We start from the raw sequence: 19,686 nt of genomic DNA on the forward strand, positions 1-19,686 counted from the left end.
AATGATTAAGAAACGAATTGCGGCTGGCGTACTGGGGGTAAGCCTGGTAGCTGCCGCCCTCACTGGCTGCTCCGGGACAAAAGAATCGTCCAGCACCGCTGCTGACGAACCTATTACGGTTAAAAACTGTGGGGTGGAAACGAAGTTTACTACTCACCCTAAGAAAGTAGTCTCGATGGGAGTCACCGGTTTGGCGTACCTATTTGCTGCCGGAGCAGAAAAATCCATTGTTGGCCGCGCAAATGAATGGGGTGAAGAGCCGCCCTCCTGGATAGGTAAAAAAGCAGACGGAATCAAAGTGCTATCAACGGAATCCATTTCTATGGAAGCACTCATGAAATTGAAACCTGATCTTGCTTATGGTGGCGGATTCAGTTCCGAAACCACCGCTCCGAAAGCTGTAGCAGAAAAGGGAATCCCTGCCGTTGTAGATGCTACCGAGTGTAACTACTTCTATACAGATCAACAATCCGATGAATCGTTCAATACTACTTTGGCGGAGATTACTCAGCTAGGCAAAATCATGGGCACCTCCGAAAAAGCGGATGCCACAGTCAAGGAACTTAAAGAGAAACTAGAGCAAGTTAGTAATGAGAAAATCGGTAAAGAACGCAAAGTTTCCTACGCCTACTACTACGGAGAAGGTCCCGAACTATTTAGTTACGGAAACAAAGGAGTCATGGGGGAAATAAATAAGACCCTTAACCTCGTCAGCGCTATCGACCCGAACTATCATCCGCACCAAGGTCCCATTGCTCCAGAAGCATTTGTTAAATCAGACCCCGATGTAATCATCTTGCTCACCGGAATGGGGGGCGCCACCAAAGATAGTTCAATGCAACGACTTGAAAAGATTCCTGGTTTCAAGGACATGAAAGCGGTTAAAAACGGCAACATTATCTACGCGGAATCCGCAGTAGCTTATGCTTCCCCCACCGCGATTTATGGAACATTTGAACTTGCTGATCAGCTCAAGAAACTAGGAAAGTAAACGAATGAATGATTCTCCCCTTACGATAGAAAAAGCTAGCGTTCATTTCGGTGACACCAAAGTTCTTGACGGGGTCTCCTTCGAGGTATCTCAAGGTAAAATTTTAGGTATCGCTGGTCCTAATGGTTCCGGGAAAACTACCCTCATGAGAGCTATGTTCGCTGCACAAAAACTATCGGAGGGGAGAATTCTCCTCAGTGGGCAACCTTTAAACCAAATGCGTCCCGGTCAGGTTGCCCGGCGTATCGCAGTCGTTTCCCAATTTGAGCATGACATGGAAAGAACCCGCGTGCTCGATATTGTTCTCCTGGGACGATCCCCGCATCGTAAAGACATCCAAGGATATAGCGCAGCAGATCGAAAAATTTGTCAAGAAGCTCTCCACGCTGTTGGAATGAGCTATGCACAAGACCGTTACGTGGATACCCTTTCCGGTGGCGAACGTCAACGGGTACTAATTGCTCGCTCCCTCGCCCAACAGTGCAAATGTACGCTTCTAGACGAACCCACCAATCACCTAGACGTAAAGTACCAACACCAAATTCTTAGCATCATTAAGAAAGTTAGCGATACAGCCGTCATAATTTTGCATGACCTTAACCTGGTAACCCGCTACTGCGACCAGGCAATTATTCTTAAAAATGGACGCCTGCACACACAAGGTATCCCCGAGGATATTCTCACTCCTGAACTCATCCACGATGTTTATGGAGTAAGCGCCAAAGAAGTCCAAGACGGAAACGTCAAACAATTTATTTTCAAACCATTGCCATCCACCACCTGACAGGTGAGCTAATGTCTCAGGCTCTAACGGTGTACTGTAACCAGGAAAACACGCCCTCAACTGTGACCACGACCTTAGTAACCCAATCAACCGGTGACAGAGCGGTGGTATACGATCTTGCGGTGAAGAAAACTGACAGAGCTGCCATTGCCCTTGGTAACTGGATGCGCAACCGTAATACTGTTGAGTTCCTGGGAATTTGGCAGATTTCAAATAGTCCCGATTTGGGGGGAGTCTCTTTGCTGGGGGGATTAATCCTTTGGGGGTTAATGCTTTAAGAGTTCATGGGCAGCGTGCCCCTCGGGTTCGATTTGAAAAGTGCAGTGTTCGATTTTTCGCGGGAAATGAGTTTTCATACAGGTTTCTACCTGGTGTAATACTTCGAGGGCGTGTCCATCTTTATAACACTGTTTAGCTATGATGATATGGGCTGACAGTAATACAGTGTGGGAATTTAGGGGCCATACGTGCAGGTCGTGAAGTCCGGTAACATGGTCTACCCGCAAAATATGTTGGCGAATCTCCGCTACATTTAGTTCCTTGGGGGCGCGGTCAAGCAAAATCTCCCCTGCATCTTTGAGTAGTTTATAGCCGCGGGGCAACATGGCGGCAGCGATTAACAGAGAAATAACGGCATCAAAGCGGTTAATCCCAGTTAAACGAGTAACTATCCCTCCAGCAATTACCCCAACCGAGGAAATAGCATCTACGGTCACCTCTAGAAAGGCCGCGCGAATGTTTAAGTTATCCCGGTGACGTCCCGCCATTACCAGCATCGAAAGCAAGTTTCCCAGCAGACCCGCCACCGCCCAGGCTGCCATCTGGGTGCCATCAACCGGAATAGGGGTGATTAAATGCGCAATCCCCTCATATCCAATGACAGCGCAAATGATGATAATCATGCCCGCCTGGATTCCGCCAGCAATTGCTTCTAACCGGGCATAACCATAGGTTAGAGCGTCCGTACTAGGGCGGGTCATTAAAGTGGCGGTAAAAGCAGCCAGTAATAGCCCCACAGAATCGATTGCCACATGACCGGTATCGGCAGCTAAAGCCAAAGAATGAGATAAAACCGCCCCGACTAGCTGGGCGAGAAGCACCCCAAAAGTTATCGCAGCTGCGATTAATAGCCGGGTACGAGTAGAGCCGGTGGTCGGAGAATGCTGATGCAAAGTTGTAACCTCTCGAATTGGGCAGTACCTGATAGTTAAGGTCGATACTTATTTAACCACACGGCTTTTCAACATTTAACCCCCACTCTCACATAGCTAAATAAAACATGTAAGAATGATAAATATGTCGTCAAGTAACACTCCGGCGCTGCGTGGATGGCGTCATCTGTTTTCTGGTAAAGAACGAGAAATCTATTACCCTGCGGGACAATCAACTTATGATTCAGAAACGGTTCTAATAGTTGCTACTGACCGTTTTAGCGCCTATGGTCAGGTTTTTCCTACGGAAATTCCCGGAAAAGGTCTTGCTCTAACCCAGCTAACGACCTGGTGGTTAGAACAGCTAGGGGACTGTATCCCAAATCATTTTCTGTCTACTTCCTCAGTGCCCGAGATGGTAGCGGGTCGTGCCATGATTTGCCGTCATCTCGATATGTACCCTTTGGAATGTCACGTATCCGGCTACCTAGTAGGGCAGGCATGGCGCGAATATCAAGAAAAAGGCACAATCGCTGGGGTGCGTATGCCGGAGGGCTTACAGCGCGATCAAAAACTAGACAAACCAGTGTTTAACCCGGTAGCTAAAACTCAGATGGGTAGGCACGATAACAATGTTTCTTGGGAAGCATTACAGTCCCTGGTTGGTAGTGGACGGGTAGATAAAATAATCGAGTATTCCCTAGACCTTTATGACCGAGCCGCTAAAATCGCCTGGGAACGGGGAGTTATTTTAGGCTCCACCAAGTTTGAGTTCGGTTCAGCTCTGCCTTATGGAGGAGAGGCGGTGGTGTTAGGAGACGAGGTTCTCACTCCCGATTCTTCGCGGTTTTGGAATGCCGATAGCTACCAGGTGGGTAAACCCAACCCACAACTAGATTCCCAAATGCTACGTGACTGGGTGGATTCTGAAGAATGTCATTGGCAGCCGTACAAGTTGCAAACTCCCCCGAAGATTCCGGAATCTGTGGTGCAGCAGACAGCTAATCGCTATCAAGAGATTTATGAAACTTTAACTGGACGTACTCTCAACGAGTAGCGGATTATCTATTAACAAGTTTATTCCACAGCTTTTGCAGCAGTTATTAAATAAGCTAACAACCCTGTGGATAAAATCTGTGGATAACTTTTTCCTTGAGTTTATCCCTAAGGGTTCTGTCAAATTATTATTGCTCACCCTCAAGTAAACCTTGAGGGTAGAGGCGGTTTTGTGTGTTACCGCAGCTCTTTAGGCTGCGAGATTGTTAGTTGGGGTATTTACCCTAATCCTGGGGATAACTGGGGATAACCAGCAGGAAAAGAGGGCGGATTCGGCAACTAATTTACCAAATCCGCCCTCGATTAAAATCCTTATCAGCGTGTCAAACGCTAAGGCTCAAAGACTAGCCATTCTTGGGGCGTCCCCGAAGACCCAAGTACAAGGAAATCAGAGCCACCGCGATTACAATCGCAACAATGAAGCTAATTACCGAATGACCATCACCAATTAGTTTAACGAGAAGCCAATCAGACAGCCCCGCCGAAACCATACCGATAATAATGGTGATTAGCATCCCCATGTTTTGCTCGCCCTTCATAAATAGCCGAGCTAAAGCGCCAATAATACCGCCAGCAATAATTGCACCAATCCAACCCATAATCTTCTCCTGTATTAATCGTGATTTCTCTTCGTAAATCGTTGGTTGTACCTTTCCGGTTTAACACTTCCCCGTAGGCAATGTCCAAGGTTATCGCTAGTAATGAAAAAACTATGACCCGCAATTCTTTTGCTGCGAAGACTGTAAAACCAGCCTTCACCTGCTCATTAAGCTGCGTGAAGGTGTCTATGGATTCAAATCCACGAATAGGGCGCGGTGATCAGAAATCGGCATTTTAATATTTTCGGCTGATACAACCTGACAGTGAGGGGGTGCTAGAACGTGATCTATTTGAAAACTGGGTTGGTTCGCAGGATAAGTCAAAGCATCAGCGATAGTTAAATAGGGAAATATGTCACGTACCGCATCATTGCGTAAATTGAAATCCCCAGCTAGCACTGGGGTAGCGCTACCAGCTAAAGCACATAAACCCTGCCAAGAACGACCTAGCTGATTTGCCGCAGTAACAGACCCTAACTCCAGGTGCGTGCAACCCAGCAGGAAGCTACCCTGTTTAGTTAAAACCTCTGCCCCTAATAGGTTGCGGGTTTGTCCCCCATAAAAACTCCAGTTGCGCATATCCCAACCGTTAATAGTGATGCGAGGCGGAGCTGCTCCCAGTTTTGCACTCACCCAGCGGCGCACCGGATGCGGGGTGAGAATCCCCAGCCCGTATCCACCAACCAAAGGACGGTCAGCGCGAAAAGGGTTAAATAAATTTGTCTTTACAGATTTGGGAAGCGCAACCGGTAAGCGCACCCCTAAAACTACCTGACCGGCAAAAAACCCTAAAAAACGATAGTGCCAGGTAGTCCCAGTTTCCTGACTTAAAGCATGGGCAAGGGCGCGGGTTTGGTTACTAAAACCAGTGTGTAGCTGATAAAAATCAACTTCTTGCAGACAAATAGCGTCCGCTTGGTAAGAAGCAAACTGCTTAGCCAAATCATGCCAACAATCCTGGCTCGGCTCTACGCCCTTAGCAGGAGTGCCATGTTGCAGATTAGCGCTGATAATCCGCATTATCGTCCGCCTTGAAGTCTAGGCAGATAGAGTTAATGCAATAGCGCTGCCCCCCAGGCATATCGGGAGCGTCCTCGAACACGTGCCCCAGGTGGCTTTCACAGTTAGCGCAACGCACCTCGGTTCTAATCATCCCATGCGAAGAATCTTGGTGATAGGTGACTGCTGCGTCCTCGGGCTGGAAAAATGCGGGCCAACCACAATGAGAATCAAACTTGGTGGTGGAGCTAAAGAGCTGTGCCCCGCAGGCTCGGCAACGATAAATTCCTACCCGATTCTCATGGAGATACTCTCCGGTTCCGGGACGCTCAGTACCGGCTTGCCGCAAAACGTGGTATTCGTTTGCGTCTAGACGCTGACGCCAATCGGCCTCGCTCGCGGTGTGAGGATCAAAGTTACTCATTGGAATCTTAACCTTTCTGTGGATTGTTTTCACCAGCCAACTTACGTGCCAGGCGGTGTACTTCTTCATCGGAACGCTCACGGCTCAGGTAACGAACCTCTTGCGGTTGAATTCGGCGGGAAACTAGCGCCCAGGGGACTTCTTTCACTAACCATTGAATTAATTGTTCTCGCAGGTAACAGCGAAGTATCCAAAGGTTAGAGCTGTCGGCAGCGGACACAGAAATCCGGACTGTCTGGCAATCGGGGCTCATATCAGAGACTTCGACGCTAGCGCTGCGACCATCCCAAAGTTCGGTGCCGGAAAGCAATAAATCAACTTGAGCGCGAATCGAATCGATAGGCGCTGAATAATCCAATTGCAGTTCCACTATCCCTAACTGCTGACTATGCTTGCGTGTCCAATTCTCAAATTTCTGTTGGGTGAAATGCGTAGAGGGAACAATCATTCGCCGCTCATCATAGAGGCTCAACACCACGTAGGTAAGCGTAATTTCCTCTACTGTCCCCAGTTCTTTAGTGCCGTCTAACCCCGGAACCTGAACTTTGTCTCCTACCCGCAGAGCATCCGATAGGGCGAGCTGTAAACCAGCAAACACGTTAGCCAAAGTAGATTGAGCAGCCAAGGTAGCCACAATCGAGGCGACACCGGCAGAAGCTAACATAGAGCTCATTGCCACCTGAGCTGAGGGGAAAGTCAAAATAGCGCTAGCAATTCCCACTACCACTACAACTGCTTGTAAAACCCGGCGAATAACTTGCGCCTGAGTAAGCATCTTAGAGCGGTTGCGAGAAGGCTTATCTTGGTTAGCTTTGACCGCCACGTCCTCTATCAGATAGCAGATGCGCGTAGTGAGGAACGTTAATACCAAAATAACCGCTATCAGCAGTCCATGGCTAAACCGCCCAATGCCAGTCGAACTCTCGATATTTAGACCCGAGGTAGTGTATTTCCAGCCCAAATAGGCACCGAGGATAATCATCGTCAGGTAAAAGGCGCGGGTGGCGCGGTCGAGAATCAGTTTAGTGAGTGGCTCGCGCCTGGCGAGTAGTTTCAAAATTGCGGTAGTGATTAGCGCCAAGATAATCCCGGCGACTACCCCTATCCCCATACCGGCCAGACTCGTTAGCCAGTCGAATACTTGCTCGACAGTTTCGTCAGACGGGGAAGCCTCCCAAGGGTGCAGCTGCATACCTCTAGATTACGGTTTGCAGCCAAAAAATGCAGTTCTTAAAGAGTAAAATAGAGGGTAGGTCGCAGTTGTGAGAGGCTTCATAGGAAATCGCTTTGCCTTTGCTTGCCTTTGCCCGGTAAAGTTATTCAAGTCTGAGCCGAGGTCTTTGGACCAGGCCGCGAGGCCCCCATCGTCTAGAGGCCTAGGACACCGCCCTTTCACGGCGGCGGCACGGGTTCGAATCCCGTTGGGGGTACGATCTGCCGGAAGGTGGAAACATAAAAGAATATGGCCCAGTGGCGCAGTTGGTTAGCGCGCCGCCCTGTCACGGCGGAGGTCGCGGGTTCAAGTCCCGTCTGGGTCGCAGGTCTTATCGACCCTAGGCTCTGTAGCTCAGTTGGGAGAGCGTTCGACTGAAAATCGAAAGGTCACCGGATCGATGCCGGTCGGAGCCACCACGTCTTAGCTAGCTTTATTTTCGGAAGCAAAATGATCCCATCCGCTCTGATAGCTGCTTTTCCCATCCACTAATAGGAACGCTCCACCATGTTGGCTACCAATGTCGCCGTTGTTCGCACAAAAGCTAGTATCGTCGATATCTACGGATTCAAATCCGTTGGTACTGCCTAGAGACTTTCCAGTTCCGGGCAAGGCTACCACCTCGCCAATAGGGATAAAACCAGGAACTGAAAAACCGGGAGGAGCACTGCACAGCAACCCGTGATCTTCGCCGCCTCCCAGTACCCAATCCCAGCTATCCCTATTAAGAACCTGAGCCAGTCCCGCCAGTCGCTGCGCATATTTAGCTAGCTTAGCGGTCTGCAAATTGATAACCACCCCGGAAGCAGCAGCGATTTTAGCGCCGTCACGGCTGAGACCATCGGAAATGTCCATAAGGGCGTGTGCTCCGCTAGCAGCTAACTGGGCAGCTAGACAGGCGGGAATTACCGGAACCTGGTAGCGGGAAATAACTTCTTGCGCGAGTTGGACTAACTCCTCAGGGAGGGCGGATTTAACCGAATCCGGGTTTCCAAAGCGTTCCAGCAAGGCTAATCCGGCGGCAGAATAGCCTAGGTTGCCCGCGAAATAAACCAGGTCGCCCGCTTTAGCTCCGGAGCGTAAAAGCGGGGTGCGTCCTTGCAAATCTCCAATAACCGTAACCGCTACTTGCAGACAAGGTCCGGAAGACAAATCCCCTCCAACTAGGGCGTATCCATAGCTTTCCAGCCCGCAAGCCAAACCGGTAGCCAGGGAGTGTATATCTGCTTTACCCATATCTTTAGGAATCGTAACTGCGGCCACTGCACTGTGGGCCGATGCCCCCATAGCCGCAATGTCGGCAGCGTTTTGGGCGGCAGCACGCCTGCCGATTTGTTCCAGGCTCATCCAATCACGGCGAAAATGCACTCCCTCTACCAATACATCGGTAGAAACTACACTGTTCCCATCGGGGTGTTTCAGTACCGCGCAGTCGTCTCCGGAACCTACTAGCACCCGAGAATGAACTCGCAGCGTTTGGGTAAAATCAGCAATCAGCTTATCCTCGGGAGTAACCGGAGGAAATGCACTGTATCTGGCTTTCGGGTCGGTAATACTCATGCCTGACAGCTTACTTTTTCCGCTTTTTGTTGAAGAGCCTAGTTAGGCTGCCACCGCTCCGTATCCAATCATTGAACGCAGATATGCCTACTGCCAAAAGATAAAGCCCAATCAGCGCCGACATTTGCACAATCATCGGCCAGGCGGTAGGTAGGGGATTGGCGATTGCCGAAAAAACAGCGGCCAGTACCACTGCCCACCGCCAACCTTTCAACATACTTTTAGCTTTCATTACTCCCGCAAAGTTCAGCGCCACCAAGATTTCGGGAGCCAGGCAAGAAAGCCCGAAAGCTAAAACCATTCGCATAAAGAAGGTGATATAGGAATCCGCCCGCAACAGCATTACCGCGCCCTCTGGGGTGAAAGAATTAAGGATTGCTACCGCCTTGGGGATAATCCAAATACCGGATAAAGCGCCCCCACTGAAAAGTAAAAGACCAGTTAAACCGAAAGCTACGATATAGATTTTTTCTTTTCGCTTCAGCCCCGGAGAGATAAACGCTCCTATTTGAAAAATCCACCAGGGAGCAGAAATTAATACTCCCAGCCACAGGGAAACCTGAATCCGCAAATCAAATGCGGCACCGATAGTCTGAAAGTTTAGTTGCGGTGCCTGTTCGCTGACGGAACGCAATGGCTCTTGCATCCAATTCAAGGTGGGGGTAACTAAAAACCACCCTCCGATTGAGGCTACAAAGATACCTAATAGCGCTAGAAGTAAGCGTTTACGCAGTTCCAGCAGGTGTTCGCTTACCCGCATACGGGCTTGCGGATTGGTCTTTTTTTGTCCCGGCATAGAGGGCGAGGGGGGGCTATTTGTTTTCCGGTGGATTGGCTATTTCCGTTTGTTCATTCGGGGTTTGAGAGGACGAGGGGGAAGCTGCACCAGGAGAGCTAGCGGGGGGTGCGGCGGGGATTTGCGGGTTCTGAGGTTCTGCCGCTACTTGCTTGTTACTGCTATCTTCGCTGAGGTCAGAAAGTTCCGACTTGAGAACTTTTGCAGATTTGCCGATATTGCGGGCAATATCAGGCAGTTTGGAAGCTCCAAAAATGATAATCAACACGAGTAACAGAATCAGAATGTGTACGGGTCGCACGGCGGTATCCGTCCCTTCATTACTAGGTCATTTCAATAAAGAATCTTCCCTAATTGTAGCGGGCTGAGAAGCCAAATAGGTTGCTGAATTGAAAATAGTTGAAAGTTTCGGGTTCTGTCCGATACTCCCATACTTAGGAAGCTGGGGGATTAACTCTCCTATAAGACCTGCAAAATACCTGCCATTTGTAGGTCGAAACTAAACCGAAAGTTTCTAAAAGCTGTTAATCGGCTTCTTCCGAGGTGTTCGTCCTCTAAACGGGGTAATCTGAGGGCGGGAGGCAAAACGTGAGCGAGTTCATTACTGATGAAAAAGCAGGAGCCCTGGCCATTGCCGATTTGATGGCGGGCAAGAAAACAATTGTGGTTGCGGGGGCAGGGATGTCCACCGATGCGGGGATTCCGGATTATCGTGGCACCGGTTCGTCGGGAATGCCTACCGTAGATATGGATCAGTTTTTAGGCGAGCTTTATTGGCGCAAATGGGTGTGGCGCCGCAACCAGGAAACCTGGAAAACTGTGGCGCGGCTGCAGCCTACTCCCGGACATCGGGCTTTAGCACGCCTAGAGGACGCGGGGCTGGTTAATTGCATCGCCACCCAAAACGTAGATGGCTTAGACCGCAAAGCAGGTTGTAAGAATGTGCAGCTGCTGCATGGCAGTTTCGAGGAAGTGCAATGTCTAGGCTGCAAAGCAGTGTTTTCACGTGAGTATATTGACCTCCAGCTGCGTAAACTTAATCCGGATGTAAAGGATGACCCTGACCCCAAAAATGTGGCAGTCCTGGCGGCGGCCGATGAGCAGGCGGCGCGTGCCTGCCAGTTTAACCTGCTTTCCTGTCCGCGCTGTGGCGGGATTATTAAACCTGGAATCGTCTTTTTCGGAGAGTCCCTACCCGGCGAGGCGATAGAGCGTTCTTTTGCAGCGGCGCGGGAAGCCGATGTGGTGCTGGCGGTGGGAACTTCCTTGGCTGTTTTAACTGGGCTGTGGGTGTTGCGGGAAGCCTGGGGGACTGGAGCGAAAGTGGCGGTGATTAATCGCGGAGCTACTGCCGCTGATTCTCTGGCTGACGTGCGGGTATCTGGAGGTTCCTCGCAAGTCTTAGAGCTGATAGCTTCCCAGCTATTGGATTAGCTCACGGTGTTACCTGGGGTTTTCCGGTGCTGAGGGCATGGTTGCCACGGCAGCCTATAAATGCCTAGAGTCGGTTTCACGCGCTCCCTCCTGCGCATATGTGAAACCGACTCTAGGTTGTAGTTTAGGGGGTTATCTTGACACACGTTCCCCTAAAATAGCCGGAGCGACCGGCTCTCTTCAGTATACCTGAAAAATAAAAGAAACCTAATCTTTTATAATGTGTCACGAACCATATTTTGTTTCCATGTGGCAGTTTTAGCTAGTTATTTGGCTACGCTGCTTTAAGAGCTCTAAGTTAATAACAGGCTAGAATAACTGTCGATACAACTTTACTTTCAGGAAGTCGCAATGGAAATCCTTTCTCCTTTTCATTACCTGCCGATAGGTGATTCCCCGGCGGATGTCTCAACGCTACTTTCGGCGCTAGCCAAACTTATAGGAAGCAAAGAAAGCTCCTCCGCCGTTACTTCCCAAAACCCTCGCCGCGCCTCCGTCAAGGTAAGACAGGTTCTTTTCCCATTTCCTCAAAACGCGGCATTTCCTGCTGAACTTCAAGAATATGAGACTCGGCGTAAAGCGCTGCCTGAATCAGCGGTATTAGCTTTATCAGCGCCCGCCACCGCCTCGGTTATCTGCTACTCGCAACTTGCTATTAAAACTATGGCTGATGCGGTTAATGCGGCGGTAGGTAGACCAGGTAGATGGATATTAGCCACCCCGGCAACTGAAATTGACGGGATTATGACTCTCGCGCGCGCTATCGCGGTTGGTATCCCGCCAATTATTGCAGCCAAAACCCGACCTGCCAGCGCCAAAGAGATACTTCGTGCGGTAGAAAGAGCGAAAGACCGTTCTAGTCGGGATGAAGCACCCATCTATATGCAGATTACAAAAACCCAGTTGGGGGAGCTATTAGAAATTCCTCCGGCTGAGCGCGCTGACCTTCAGGCAGTATCTTCTCTGATGGTTACCGGTTTAACCAGCCACGACCTCCTGGCGCGGGCGGCTAAAGAAGCCGGTATTGAGATTGTTAAAGCCTACGGAATTCCTGAATCATGCGGGATATGCGTCCTGGAGGGACAGCCAGTCGCGGGAGTTCATGTCGCAACTATCGGGGATAGGATTTGGCTTTCCGGGATATGCATGATGCTCGGCTACCTGGGTACACCGGGCGAGGTTGATTTTGTTTCCCGAGGACGCAAACGTTGGCTTCGCTCTAAAGATGCCGGTCATATGCGCGGGCCTCGTCTGGAAGTTGATGGGCGGTTACGGGATGTAATCTCTAGTGCGGGCATACGTATCCAAGCTTCCCTAGTAGAGCGAGTTATTCGCGATTTGCCGCAAGTCGAACAGGTGGTGGTAGTTGGGGTTCCCGATTCCAAATGGGGTTCCTTGGTGACCGCCGTAATCGAACCGGCAGCTGATGTTGCTCGCCAGCTCCTAAATCCCCAGCATAATCTGGAAGTTAAATCCGAAAACTCACCTCTGTTCTCTCAGCAACCAAAAGTCAAGGTTGATTCCGAGAAGGTTCGAAAATTAGCGGGTCTACCCGCTGAAGGGGAAGAAGATTCCTCTGCGCAGCTAACCCCCCTAGAGGCAGCAATGGCTGCCATGGCAGCCAAAATCAGGGGAGCCGATGTCGATGTGGTTGCTGCCGCCGAGACTGGACAGTTACCAGCGGGAATCTACGAGGTAGCTCGGGGTACAGCGAACCCTACGGAACAGGGAGAAATATATTTCCCCACCGCCAATAGTGGGCAAGCAGCCTCAGTGGGATTACCTGAGGACTTGGACGGTGATATGGAGGAAATGGAGATTGCGGCGGCAAAGATACCGGCAGATACGCAACGCGGTGACCGAGGCGATTACCCTCATAAATCAACTATTCCGACCGAGGACGAATCAGAACCTTCTACAGATTTAGCTATGCTGGTACGTTCGCTGGTTACCGGGCAGCTCGACCGGGCACACGCTCCGCGCGCCCTCGTTCTGGTAGACAAAATCCCGCTCGACCTGAAAGGAAACCCAGATCGCGGTGCCTGTCGGGACTTGGCGGCGCGCCGGGTAGCAGCCGGGGAAGCCTGGATTAGATAGCCCCAAAAGGGGACAGCCACCTGTGCAAAGGACGCGCATTAACGTTGGGTGCGTGAATATACGAGACTTAAATCGGAATTTAAAGAAAGGAATCTAGTAATCCATGGCTACTGGTTCGCAATGGATTGAAGCTGCCCGTCCTAAAACTCTGCCCGCGTCCTTAGCGCCGGTAGTAATGGGAATAGGGGCGGCTATTGGTTTGCAGCAAGCCTCGATAGGTAAATCTCTGCTCGCCCTACTGGTCGCGTTATCTTTCCAGGTGGGAGTGAACTTCTCTAATGATTATTCCGATGGGATTCGCGGAACTGACTCGAGCGGGAAACGGGTTGGCCCTACCCGCCTTACCGGGCAGGGCTTAGCTACCCCCAAAGCGGTACTAGCCGCCGCTATCAGCTGCTATTTTTTGGCGGCAATATCTGGTTTGGGGCTGTGTATTTGGTCAGGAAGCTACCTGTTGATTCTGCTCGGAGCCTTGGCGGTGCTAGCAGCCTGGTTCTATACCGGTGGCAAACATCCCTACGGCTATCTGCCTGGGATTTCAGAACTCATGGTATTTGCTTTCTTTGGCTTATTAGCGACCGAGGGCACTATTTGGGTGCAAACCGCCTCTCTTCCTTGGCGTACCTGGGCAGCGGCCAGCGGGATCGGGCTGCTTTCTTGCGCATTGCTATTAGTAAACAATCTTCGCGATATTGCTGGCGATCGCCAAAGCGGAAAAAATACGCTAGCGGTGAAGTTGGGGGATAAGACCTCAAGATACCTGTTCGCTATCTACCTCTATGGGGCACTGATTTTGGGGGTAGTCTCATTTAATCTTCGCTGGATTGCAATAGTGTTCGGCGTGGTAATGGCGATTTTGATGAGTCTGGCAATGGCAACAGTCTTGCGTGGGGCTAGCGGAAAAGAACTAATAAAAACCCTGAAACAAGTGGGGCAAATCACCTTAATCTATGGAGTGGCGATTGGTTTAGGCTGGGCCTATCTGGGGCTATAGGTGGCTAAAAGCTCGGTTGTTGCTAGGCTTGAGAACATGGTTGCGGTAGTTATTACCCTGGTACAAATTCTGCTAGCCGTGTATGCGCTGGTGGACTGCTTACGCACAGCTAAAACAGATTTACCTGGGAGGCTGCCACGGGCATTCTGGTTGCTAATAATTATTCTGTTACCGTTACTAGGCCCCTTAGCTTGGATTGTCATTTCCTGGGCTAGCAAAGCCGAAACCTCTGATGGAAGAGTCGAAATCCCTAAAAATCCGCTAGAAATCTTCCGGGGTGGCGCCGAGCGTTCCGAATCGCGCGAACCGGAGATACCGCAAGCTCCTGATGATAACCCCGATTTCCTGTTCTCGATTGAGGCAAAAATGCGGCGGGAACGTCTGGCACGCGAGGCGGAAGAAGAAGCAAAAAAACGTGCCACGAAAAACCAACCCCCTGTTGCTAACGACCAAAAATCCACCGGTAGCATTGAAGATAGCATTGCGAGTGAGGATATAGCTCCCACGCCGGAAGGTGAGGAGGGCGAGACCAATCCGGGCAGCAACCCTCCGGAAGAAGCGTCCTCCCCGGAATAAAGCTCTACCGCTTCAACTTGGCTACATTCCTAGAGGGTAGCCCGATAAAGATAAATCCAGCTAGGCAGGGTCTAGTTACCTTGATTTAAAGCGGCAGCCGAAGTGCCAGGCACCATATCGCTGGCGCGAGCGAGCAAAGGCGCTGCCGGTTCACAATAATCCAAAGAAATCAAGGTATTACCAAGGAACGTCAGAGAAGTCAGAGAAGCGAGGGAGCATTGACGCCGGTTAGGCAAATGTGCAAGCGGGCGACCCTCCACAAAAAGGCGAAAAGCCCAGATAGGAAGCTGGTGAGATACCAGCAAGATTTCCCGGATCTGCGAACCATCATCCGAGTGTCCCAAGCGGGAAGAATCCTTAATCGGTGAATGTAAAGCTGAACGCACCGCCTCCCTAACCCTACTGGCTTGAACCGCATAAGGCTCACACCAAGACGGACGCAGCACATTACGGTAACGAGGCCAGTTCCGCGGATGAAACAGGGCGGCGCGGTTGCCATTGACCACTTCGCCCTCAAACATATTCATAGATTCGAGCAGACGCTTGTCGGTGCTAATCGGCAAATCAAACAGCTGGGAAGCCGGAGTAGCTGACTCTACTGCTCGCTCTAGAGGAGAAGAAATAATCGCCTCTAAATAAGCCCCTTTTTCCAATAGATATTCCGCGCTCATCTGCGCCATTTGCTTGCCCAAGTCGGTTAGATGGTAACCGGGTAAACGTCCATAAAGAACCCCGTCAGGATTATCCACTTCCCCGTGGCGCATTAAATGAATCGTGGTCAGCTTCTGCATAGACACCACTCTAACAAACCAATCTTGCATAAGACTGGGTGCGAGGAGCGCCGCCAAATAGGTAGGGTAGAGACGTGAAAGCGAAACCGAGAGTAGCAGCCTTCTTTGATGTAGACGAAACCGTAATTCGGGGAGCCAGCTCTTGGATACTCACTCGCGAATTGTTCCGCCACCGATTCTTTGGGGTATCTGACCTGTTCTTCGCAGCACGTCACGCTTTCATGTACGTTGTGCTAGGGGAAGATCAAAATCGTATTGAACATGTAAAAAATCGAGCTTTGCGAGTAATGGCAGGACATTCACGCCAAGAGATAATGGCAATCTCTGAGCAGGTATGCGATTTATTAGAGAAAAAACTGTTCCCTCAGGCGCAAGGGTTAATCAAACGCCATTTGGCTGCCGGTCACGATATTTGGTTGATTTCAGCCGCACCCGCAGAGCTACCGCAAATGTTGGCCGAGCGCCTGGGGCTAACCGGAGGTATCGGTACCCAGATTGCGGTTAAGGACGGTGTTTACCAACCACAGCTCGCATCTGAGCTAATGCATTCTCAAGGTAAACGAGAAACAGTAATAGCATTGGCTAAAGAACGTGGATACGACCTTACCCAATGTTTTGCCTATTCAGATTCCGATAATGATATGCCCCTGCTGACTTTAGTGGGTAAACCTTCGGCGATTAATCCTGATATTTGGTTGCGGGTGCGGGCATTTCAACGTGGCTGGCCGGTGATAGATTTTAGGCGTCGCTCGCGAATCAGCAAGATTCTCCAAAAGGTTAAGGCTAGGCGGCGGGGACTGGAACTTAAAGGATTAGATCAATAGCTGGAAACTGAGACTATTTCTGACTAACCTGGCAGATGTCCTATTTGGAAGGAATCATTTTGACTAACAACGATTCAAAGTTAGCGGCTGGTTTAGATAAGCAACCGGAGGAGGTCTCCGGAATGTTCGATCAGGTTGCCGCCCGTTATGACTTGACAAACGATTTTATGACTTTTGGGCAACACCGGATTTGGCGACGCTGCCTATCTAAAGTTGTAGCTGCGCGCCCAGGGCAGAAAGTTTTAGATATTGCGGCGGGTACCGGCACGTCCTCACTCAGTTTTTATCGCGCGGGAGCCGAGGTAACTTGTTGCGATTTTTCTCCCGGGATGGTGGCGGAGGGCAAAAAGCGACATCCGGAGCTCAACTTTATAGTTGCCGATGCCCATGATTTGCCCTTTTCTGACGAACAATTTGATACCGTTACCTGCTCTTTTGGGTTTAGGAATATGAATAATCCCGCGCTTGCTTTACAAGAGCTGGCGCGAGTTACGAAACCGGGTGGAAAGCTCGCGATTATGGAGTTTTCTACCCCTCCGTCGCCGTTTATTGCCAAAGCTTATGAGCTTTATATGCGAAACGTGCTGCCGGTAGCGGGTCGTCTAATTTCTTCAGATTCGGATGCCTACACCTACCTGTTTGACTCAATTTTGGATTGGCCAAATCAAGAAACCTTGGGAAAACTGATTCAGGAAAACGGCTGGGGTGAAGTCTCGTATCGCAATCTAACTTTAGGTGCGGTGGCGATTCATCGAGCCTATAAATAGGGCGGATAGCGGTTTTATACAAACGTGTAGAACCGTCAAGATAATCACCGCGATTAGGCACGCAGTTAGAATTAGGTAAGGAAGAACTTGCTTAATCGATTCGGGATTCTAATGAACAAAATAGTGGGATTTTCATTCTGCCAGCACAAATTGCTCTGACTTCAACCAGATAGGAAAGCAAGTTAGCCTAGTATGGGCGTGCGCAGCGTGCCTAAAACCTGGTTAAACTTGTTTAAGTCCATCTAGTCAAGAGGACGCCTACACTGCGGGAGGGGGCAAACCGGCATGGCAACTAAGATTGCAAAAGATCAGTGTCAAGTGCTGGTCGTAGGGGCTGGTCCTGCCGGGGCCGCAACTGCCTATCACCTCGCTAAAGCCGGTATAGACGTCCTCGTCCTAGAAAAATCTGCGTTCCCGCGGGACAAAATCTGCGGTGACGGTCTAACCCCGGGAGCGGTAAAAGAAATCCTAGCAATGGGGATTAACCCGGTTGAAGAGGGATGGCAAGTCAATCGGGGGCTCAGTGTAATTGGTGGGGGACATCGAATTACCCTACCGTGGCCTGAAAAATCTTCGCTTCCCTCCTACGGGCTCACTTGCAAGCGAACCGAGCTTGACCAGCGACTTATTCAGCAAGCGGTCGCTTGCGGTGCGCGACTAATTGAAAACACCGCCGTACAAGACCTGGTTACAGACGCTGACGGTTACGCCTGCGGGGTAAGCGCAATCGTGCGCGAGCCACAAACTCGGCAAAAAAAGAATCGTGAATTCCGTGCTCGCTACGTGGTTGATTGCACCGGAGCAAATGCTCGTTTAGCCTCTCGGCAAGGGCGAACCCCCCTCAAGAATCGCCCCCTGGCGGTGGCGGCACGGGCGTATTTCTATTCCCCTCGCGGTAACGAAGAAATGATGGAGTCCCACCTGGAACTGTGGGACGGTAAGCCCGGTCATTCAAACCTGTTGCCCGGTTACGGATGGCTGTTCCCGATGGGCGACGGGATTGTAAACGTGGGGCTAGGCTCGGTATCTTCGGGTGCACAATCAACCAAATTGCCCTATAAACAGATATTTAATCGCTGGGTAGCTAACTTGCCGAAACAGTGGGGGCTCAGCGAAGAAAACATGATTGGTTCGCTGCGTTCAGCGCCCTTGCCGATGGCATTTAATCGTAAACCGGCTTACGAAAATGGGCTACTTTTGGTTGGGGATGCTGCCGGAATGGTGTCGCCATTCAACGGAGAGGGCATTGCTCCGGCAATGTTTGCCGGGCGGCGCGCAGCCGATGCTTTAATCCAGGCACTAGGTCGTACCTCGCGCGCTCAAGCCGAACTCGCCCTCCAGGAATATCCTCGCGACCTGCAAGATCAATACGGAGGCTACTACAGTCTAGGTCGCGTATTCGTGCGACTAATCGAAAACCCGAAAATTATGCACGCCTGCACCAAATATGGTTTGGACAAACCGGCATTGATGCGTTTTGTCCATAAAATGCTTTCTGATGGTTATGAACGCCGTGGCGGAGTAGCCTCCGACCGGGTGCTACAAATTCTGACTAAGGTGGTAAAACCATCATGAGGAACATTTTTGAGATAGAAGATTTGAGCCGGAAAAGAACCGGAAACTACGGCAGTTGCCAGTTCAGAGATGACTGGGCAGACAAGAAGGATGTGGAGACCAAATGAGTCCATCGGCATCACTGTTAATAATGGGCGCGGTAGCGATTGTGCTGGCCGTGGGCGGTTTGGTACTGTCCGCGCTCCTAGGACCGGCACGTAAAAACCAGGTAAAGCTGGGTACTTACGAATGCGGAATTGACTCTAATGCTCACGAGGACGCGCGAGGGCGTTTCCCGATTAAGTATTACTTAATCGCAATGACGTTTATCGTCTTCGATGTGGAAATGGTGTTCCTGTATCCATTTGCCGTATCGATAAGTCACTTTGGTCAAGTGATGGCCATTCCGGTACTAATCGACATTTTGTTGTTCATCGTTTTGGTGCTGGTGCCCTACATTTATGAGTGGCGCCGGGGCGGACTGGACTATTAAGAGAGAGGTAAAGCATGTCTTTTGATAATGAGATACCGGCAGGAGTCGCGCTTACCAGCCTAGATAAATTCATGGGTCTAAGCCGTAAAGCCAGCCTCTGGCCGGTAACTATGGGTCTAGCCTGCTGCGCTATCGAGATGATGGCCACTGGAACCCCTCGTTTCGATATTTCCCGTTTCGGGATGGAGGTATTCCGTGCCTCGCCCCGCCATGCTGATTTGATGATTGTCTCGGGTAGGGTTTCCTGGAAGATGGCACCGATTATTCGGAACTGCTACGATGCCATGCCCGAGCCCAAGTGGGTTATCTCTATGGGAGCCTGCGCGTCCTCAGGAGGGGTTTTCAATAACTATGCGGTGGTACAAGGCTGCGACCACGTAGTTCCTGTAGATGTTTACCTGCCCGGATGCCCTCCCCGCCCAGAAGCCCTGATTCATGCAATTATGGTGCTGTGGGATCAGATTCATTACCGCACCCCCATCACCCAAAAAGAACGCTTGGAGATTGCCCGTAAAGCAGAACAAGCAGCTTTGGCAGCGACTCCTACTTCCCAGATGAAAGGACTGTTGGCGTGAGTACAGAC

General features: G+C 50.5%; 22 protein-coding genes and 3 tRNA genes. 16 read left to right on the plus strand and 9 right to left on the minus strand.

The annotated features are described in order from the left end of the window. Position 1 precedes the first annotated feature (1 nt). The 3 genes from PG728_RS04790 to PG728_RS04800 are packed head-to-tail and all read left to right on the plus strand — an operon-like array spanning position 2 to position 2,053. Positions 2–991, plus strand: a complete 990-nt coding sequence (locus tag PG728_RS04790) for an ABC transporter substrate-binding protein (RefSeq protein WP_270626107.1) — start codon at positions 2–4, stop codon at positions 989–991. Between the two features lie 4 nt (positions 992–995). Further along, on the plus strand, positions 996–1,775 hold the full coding sequence (locus PG728_RS04795; RefSeq protein ID WP_072510548.1) for an ABC transporter ATP-binding protein: 780 nt from the start codon (positions 996–998) through the stop codon (positions 1,773–1,775). A gap of 11 nt (positions 1,776–1,786) precedes the next feature. Continuing rightward, on the plus strand, positions 1,787–2,053 hold the full coding sequence (locus PG728_RS04800; protein WP_270626108.1) for a hypothetical protein: 267 nt from the start codon (positions 1,787–1,789) through the stop codon (positions 2,051–2,053). On the opposite strand, the gene PG728_RS04805 is transcribed toward PG728_RS04800, so the two are convergent. Next, positions 2,042–2,947, minus strand: coding sequence for a cation diffusion facilitator family transporter (locus tag PG728_RS04805; RefSeq protein WP_270626109.1), 906 nt, complete (start codon positions 2,945–2,947; stop codon positions 2,042–2,044). The genes PG728_RS04800 and PG728_RS04805 overlap by 12 nt on opposite strands. A gap of 124 nt (positions 2,948–3,071) precedes the next feature. On the opposite strand from PG728_RS04805, the gene PG728_RS04810 reads away from it, so the two are divergent. Further along, positions 3,072–3,983, plus strand: a complete 912-nt coding sequence (locus tag PG728_RS04810) for a phosphoribosylaminoimidazolesuccinocarboxamide synthase (protein ID WP_270626110.1) — start codon at positions 3,072–3,074, stop codon at positions 3,981–3,983. A 343-nt stretch (positions 3,984–4,326) separates the two neighbouring features. On the opposite strand, the gene PG728_RS04815 is transcribed toward PG728_RS04810, so the two are convergent. The 4 genes from PG728_RS04815 to PG728_RS04830 all read right to left on the minus strand — a co-directional run bounded on the left by PG728_RS04815 (position 4,327) and on the right by PG728_RS04830 (position 7,196). Further along, entirely contained in the window at positions 4,327–4,581 is a 255-nt protein-coding gene (locus PG728_RS04815; RefSeq protein WP_072510551.1) for a GlsB/YeaQ/YmgE family stress response membrane protein, read from the minus strand. A 186-nt stretch (positions 4,582–4,767) separates the two neighbouring features. Beyond that, positions 4,768–5,601 (minus strand): endonuclease/exonuclease/phosphatase family protein, encoded by an 834-nt coding sequence (locus PG728_RS04820; protein ID WP_270626112.1) that lies wholly within the window; start codon positions 5,599–5,601, stop codon positions 4,768–4,770. Next, positions 5,582–6,004, minus strand: coding sequence for a peptide-methionine (R)-S-oxide reductase MsrB (gene msrB / locus PG728_RS04825; protein ID WP_270626113.1), 423 nt, complete (start codon positions 6,002–6,004; stop codon positions 5,582–5,584). The genes PG728_RS04820 and msrB overlap by 20 nt, the downstream gene beginning before the upstream one ends. A gap of 7 nt (positions 6,005–6,011) precedes the next feature. Next, positions 6,012–7,196, minus strand: coding sequence for a mechanosensitive ion channel family protein (locus tag PG728_RS04830; protein WP_072510554.1), 1,185 nt, complete (start codon positions 7,194–7,196; stop codon positions 6,012–6,014). A gap of 165 nt (positions 7,197–7,361) precedes the next feature. Between PG728_RS04830 and PG728_RS04835 the strand changes: the two genes are divergently transcribed. The 3 genes from PG728_RS04835 (at position 7,362) to PG728_RS04845 (ending at position 7,636) form a co-directional block, all read left to right on the plus strand. Continuing rightward, positions 7,362–7,434 (plus strand) — tRNA-Glu (locus tag PG728_RS04835). A 34-nt stretch (positions 7,435–7,468) separates the two neighbouring features. Further along, positions 7,469–7,542: transfer RNA gene (locus tag PG728_RS04840), tRNA-Asp, on the plus strand. Between the two features lie 18 nt (positions 7,543–7,560). Further along, positions 7,561–7,636 (plus strand) — tRNA-Phe (locus PG728_RS04845). Positions 7,637–7,640: 4 nt separating this feature from the next. Here the strand turns inward: PG728_RS04845 and thiL are convergent. Genes thiL through PG728_RS04860 form a run of 3 tightly spaced genes read right to left on the minus strand, consistent with a single transcriptional unit; the run spans position 7,641 to position 9,841 of the window. Continuing rightward, a complete protein-coding gene (gene thiL / locus PG728_RS04850; protein ID WP_270626114.1) occupies positions 7,641–8,777 on the minus strand; it encodes a thiamine-phosphate kinase in 1,137 nt (378 codons plus the stop codon). A gap of 10 nt (positions 8,778–8,787) precedes the next feature. Then, complete coding sequence (gene tatC, locus PG728_RS04855) at positions 8,788–9,573, minus strand: twin-arginine translocase subunit TatC (RefSeq protein ID WP_270626115.1); 786 nt, start codon at positions 9,571–9,573, stop codon at positions 8,788–8,790. 16 nt (positions 9,574–9,589) lie between these two features. Next, the gene (locus tag PG728_RS04860; RefSeq protein ID WP_408648203.1) at positions 9,590–9,841 is read right to left on the minus strand and encodes a twin-arginine translocase TatA/TatE family subunit; all 252 of its coding nucleotides are present in this window, start codon (positions 9,839–9,841) and stop codon (positions 9,590–9,592) included. Positions 9,842–10,161: 320 nt separating this feature from the next. On the opposite strand from PG728_RS04860, the gene PG728_RS04865 reads away from it, so the two are divergent. The 4 genes from PG728_RS04865 to PG728_RS04880 all read left to right on the plus strand — a co-directional run bounded on the left by PG728_RS04865 (position 10,162) and on the right by PG728_RS04880 (position 14,674). After that, positions 10,162–11,007, plus strand: coding sequence for a Sir2 family NAD-dependent protein deacetylase (locus tag PG728_RS04865; RefSeq protein ID WP_408648204.1), 846 nt, complete (start codon positions 10,162–10,164; stop codon positions 11,005–11,007). Positions 11,008–11,358: 351 nt separating this feature from the next. Beyond that, positions 11,359–13,104: a hypothetical protein gene (locus tag PG728_RS04870; RefSeq protein WP_270626117.1), complete on the plus strand. Its 1,746-nt coding sequence runs from the start codon at positions 11,359–11,361 to the stop codon at positions 13,102–13,104. Between the two features lie 103 nt (positions 13,105–13,207). Further along, positions 13,208–14,098 (plus strand): 1,4-dihydroxy-2-naphthoate polyprenyltransferase, encoded by an 891-nt coding sequence (locus PG728_RS04875; RefSeq protein WP_270626118.1) that lies wholly within the window; start codon positions 13,208–13,210, stop codon positions 14,096–14,098. 36 nt (positions 14,099–14,134) lie between these two features. Then, on the plus strand, positions 14,135–14,674 hold the full coding sequence (locus tag PG728_RS04880; RefSeq protein WP_270626119.1) for a PLDc N-terminal domain-containing protein: 540 nt from the start codon (positions 14,135–14,137) through the stop codon (positions 14,672–14,674). Positions 14,675–14,745: 71 nt separating this feature from the next. Here the strand turns inward: PG728_RS04880 and PG728_RS04885 are convergent, their stop codons facing one another. Further along, a complete protein-coding gene (locus PG728_RS04885; protein ID WP_072510560.1) occupies positions 14,746–15,465 on the minus strand; it encodes a histidine phosphatase family protein in 720 nt (239 codons plus the stop codon). A 74-nt stretch (positions 15,466–15,539) separates the two neighbouring features. Between PG728_RS04885 and PG728_RS04890 the strand changes: the two genes are divergently transcribed. The 5 genes from PG728_RS04890 to PG728_RS04910 all read left to right on the plus strand — a co-directional run bounded on the left by PG728_RS04890 (position 15,540) and on the right by PG728_RS04910 (position 19,678). Continuing rightward, entirely contained in the window at positions 15,540–16,289 is a 750-nt protein-coding gene (locus tag PG728_RS04890) for an HAD family hydrolase (protein ID WP_270626120.1), read from the plus strand. Positions 16,290–16,348: 59 nt separating this feature from the next. Next, on the plus strand, positions 16,349–17,056 hold the full coding sequence (locus PG728_RS04895) for a class I SAM-dependent methyltransferase (RefSeq protein WP_333558165.1): 708 nt from the start codon (positions 16,349–16,351) through the stop codon (positions 17,054–17,056). Between the two features lie 285 nt (positions 17,057–17,341). Further along, entirely contained in the window at positions 17,342–18,631 is a 1,290-nt protein-coding gene (locus PG728_RS04900; protein ID WP_270626121.1) for a geranylgeranyl reductase family protein, read from the plus strand. Positions 18,632–18,734: 103 nt separating this feature from the next. Continuing rightward, complete coding sequence (gene ndhC, locus PG728_RS04905) at positions 18,735–19,103, plus strand: NADH-quinone oxidoreductase subunit A (protein WP_072510564.1); 369 nt, start codon at positions 18,735–18,737, stop codon at positions 19,101–19,103. A 14-nt stretch (positions 19,104–19,117) separates the two neighbouring features. Next, a complete protein-coding gene (locus tag PG728_RS04910; protein WP_072510565.1) occupies positions 19,118–19,678 on the plus strand; it encodes an NADH-quinone oxidoreductase subunit B in 561 nt (186 codons plus the stop codon). The last annotated feature ends 8 nt before the right edge of the window (positions 19,679–19,686 follow it).

It is taken from the genome of Varibaculum timonense, from assembly GCF_027694345.1.
In the GTDB taxonomy this organism is placed as follows: domain Bacteria; phylum Actinomycetota; class Actinomycetes; order Actinomycetales; family Actinomycetaceae; genus Varibaculum; species Varibaculum timonense_A.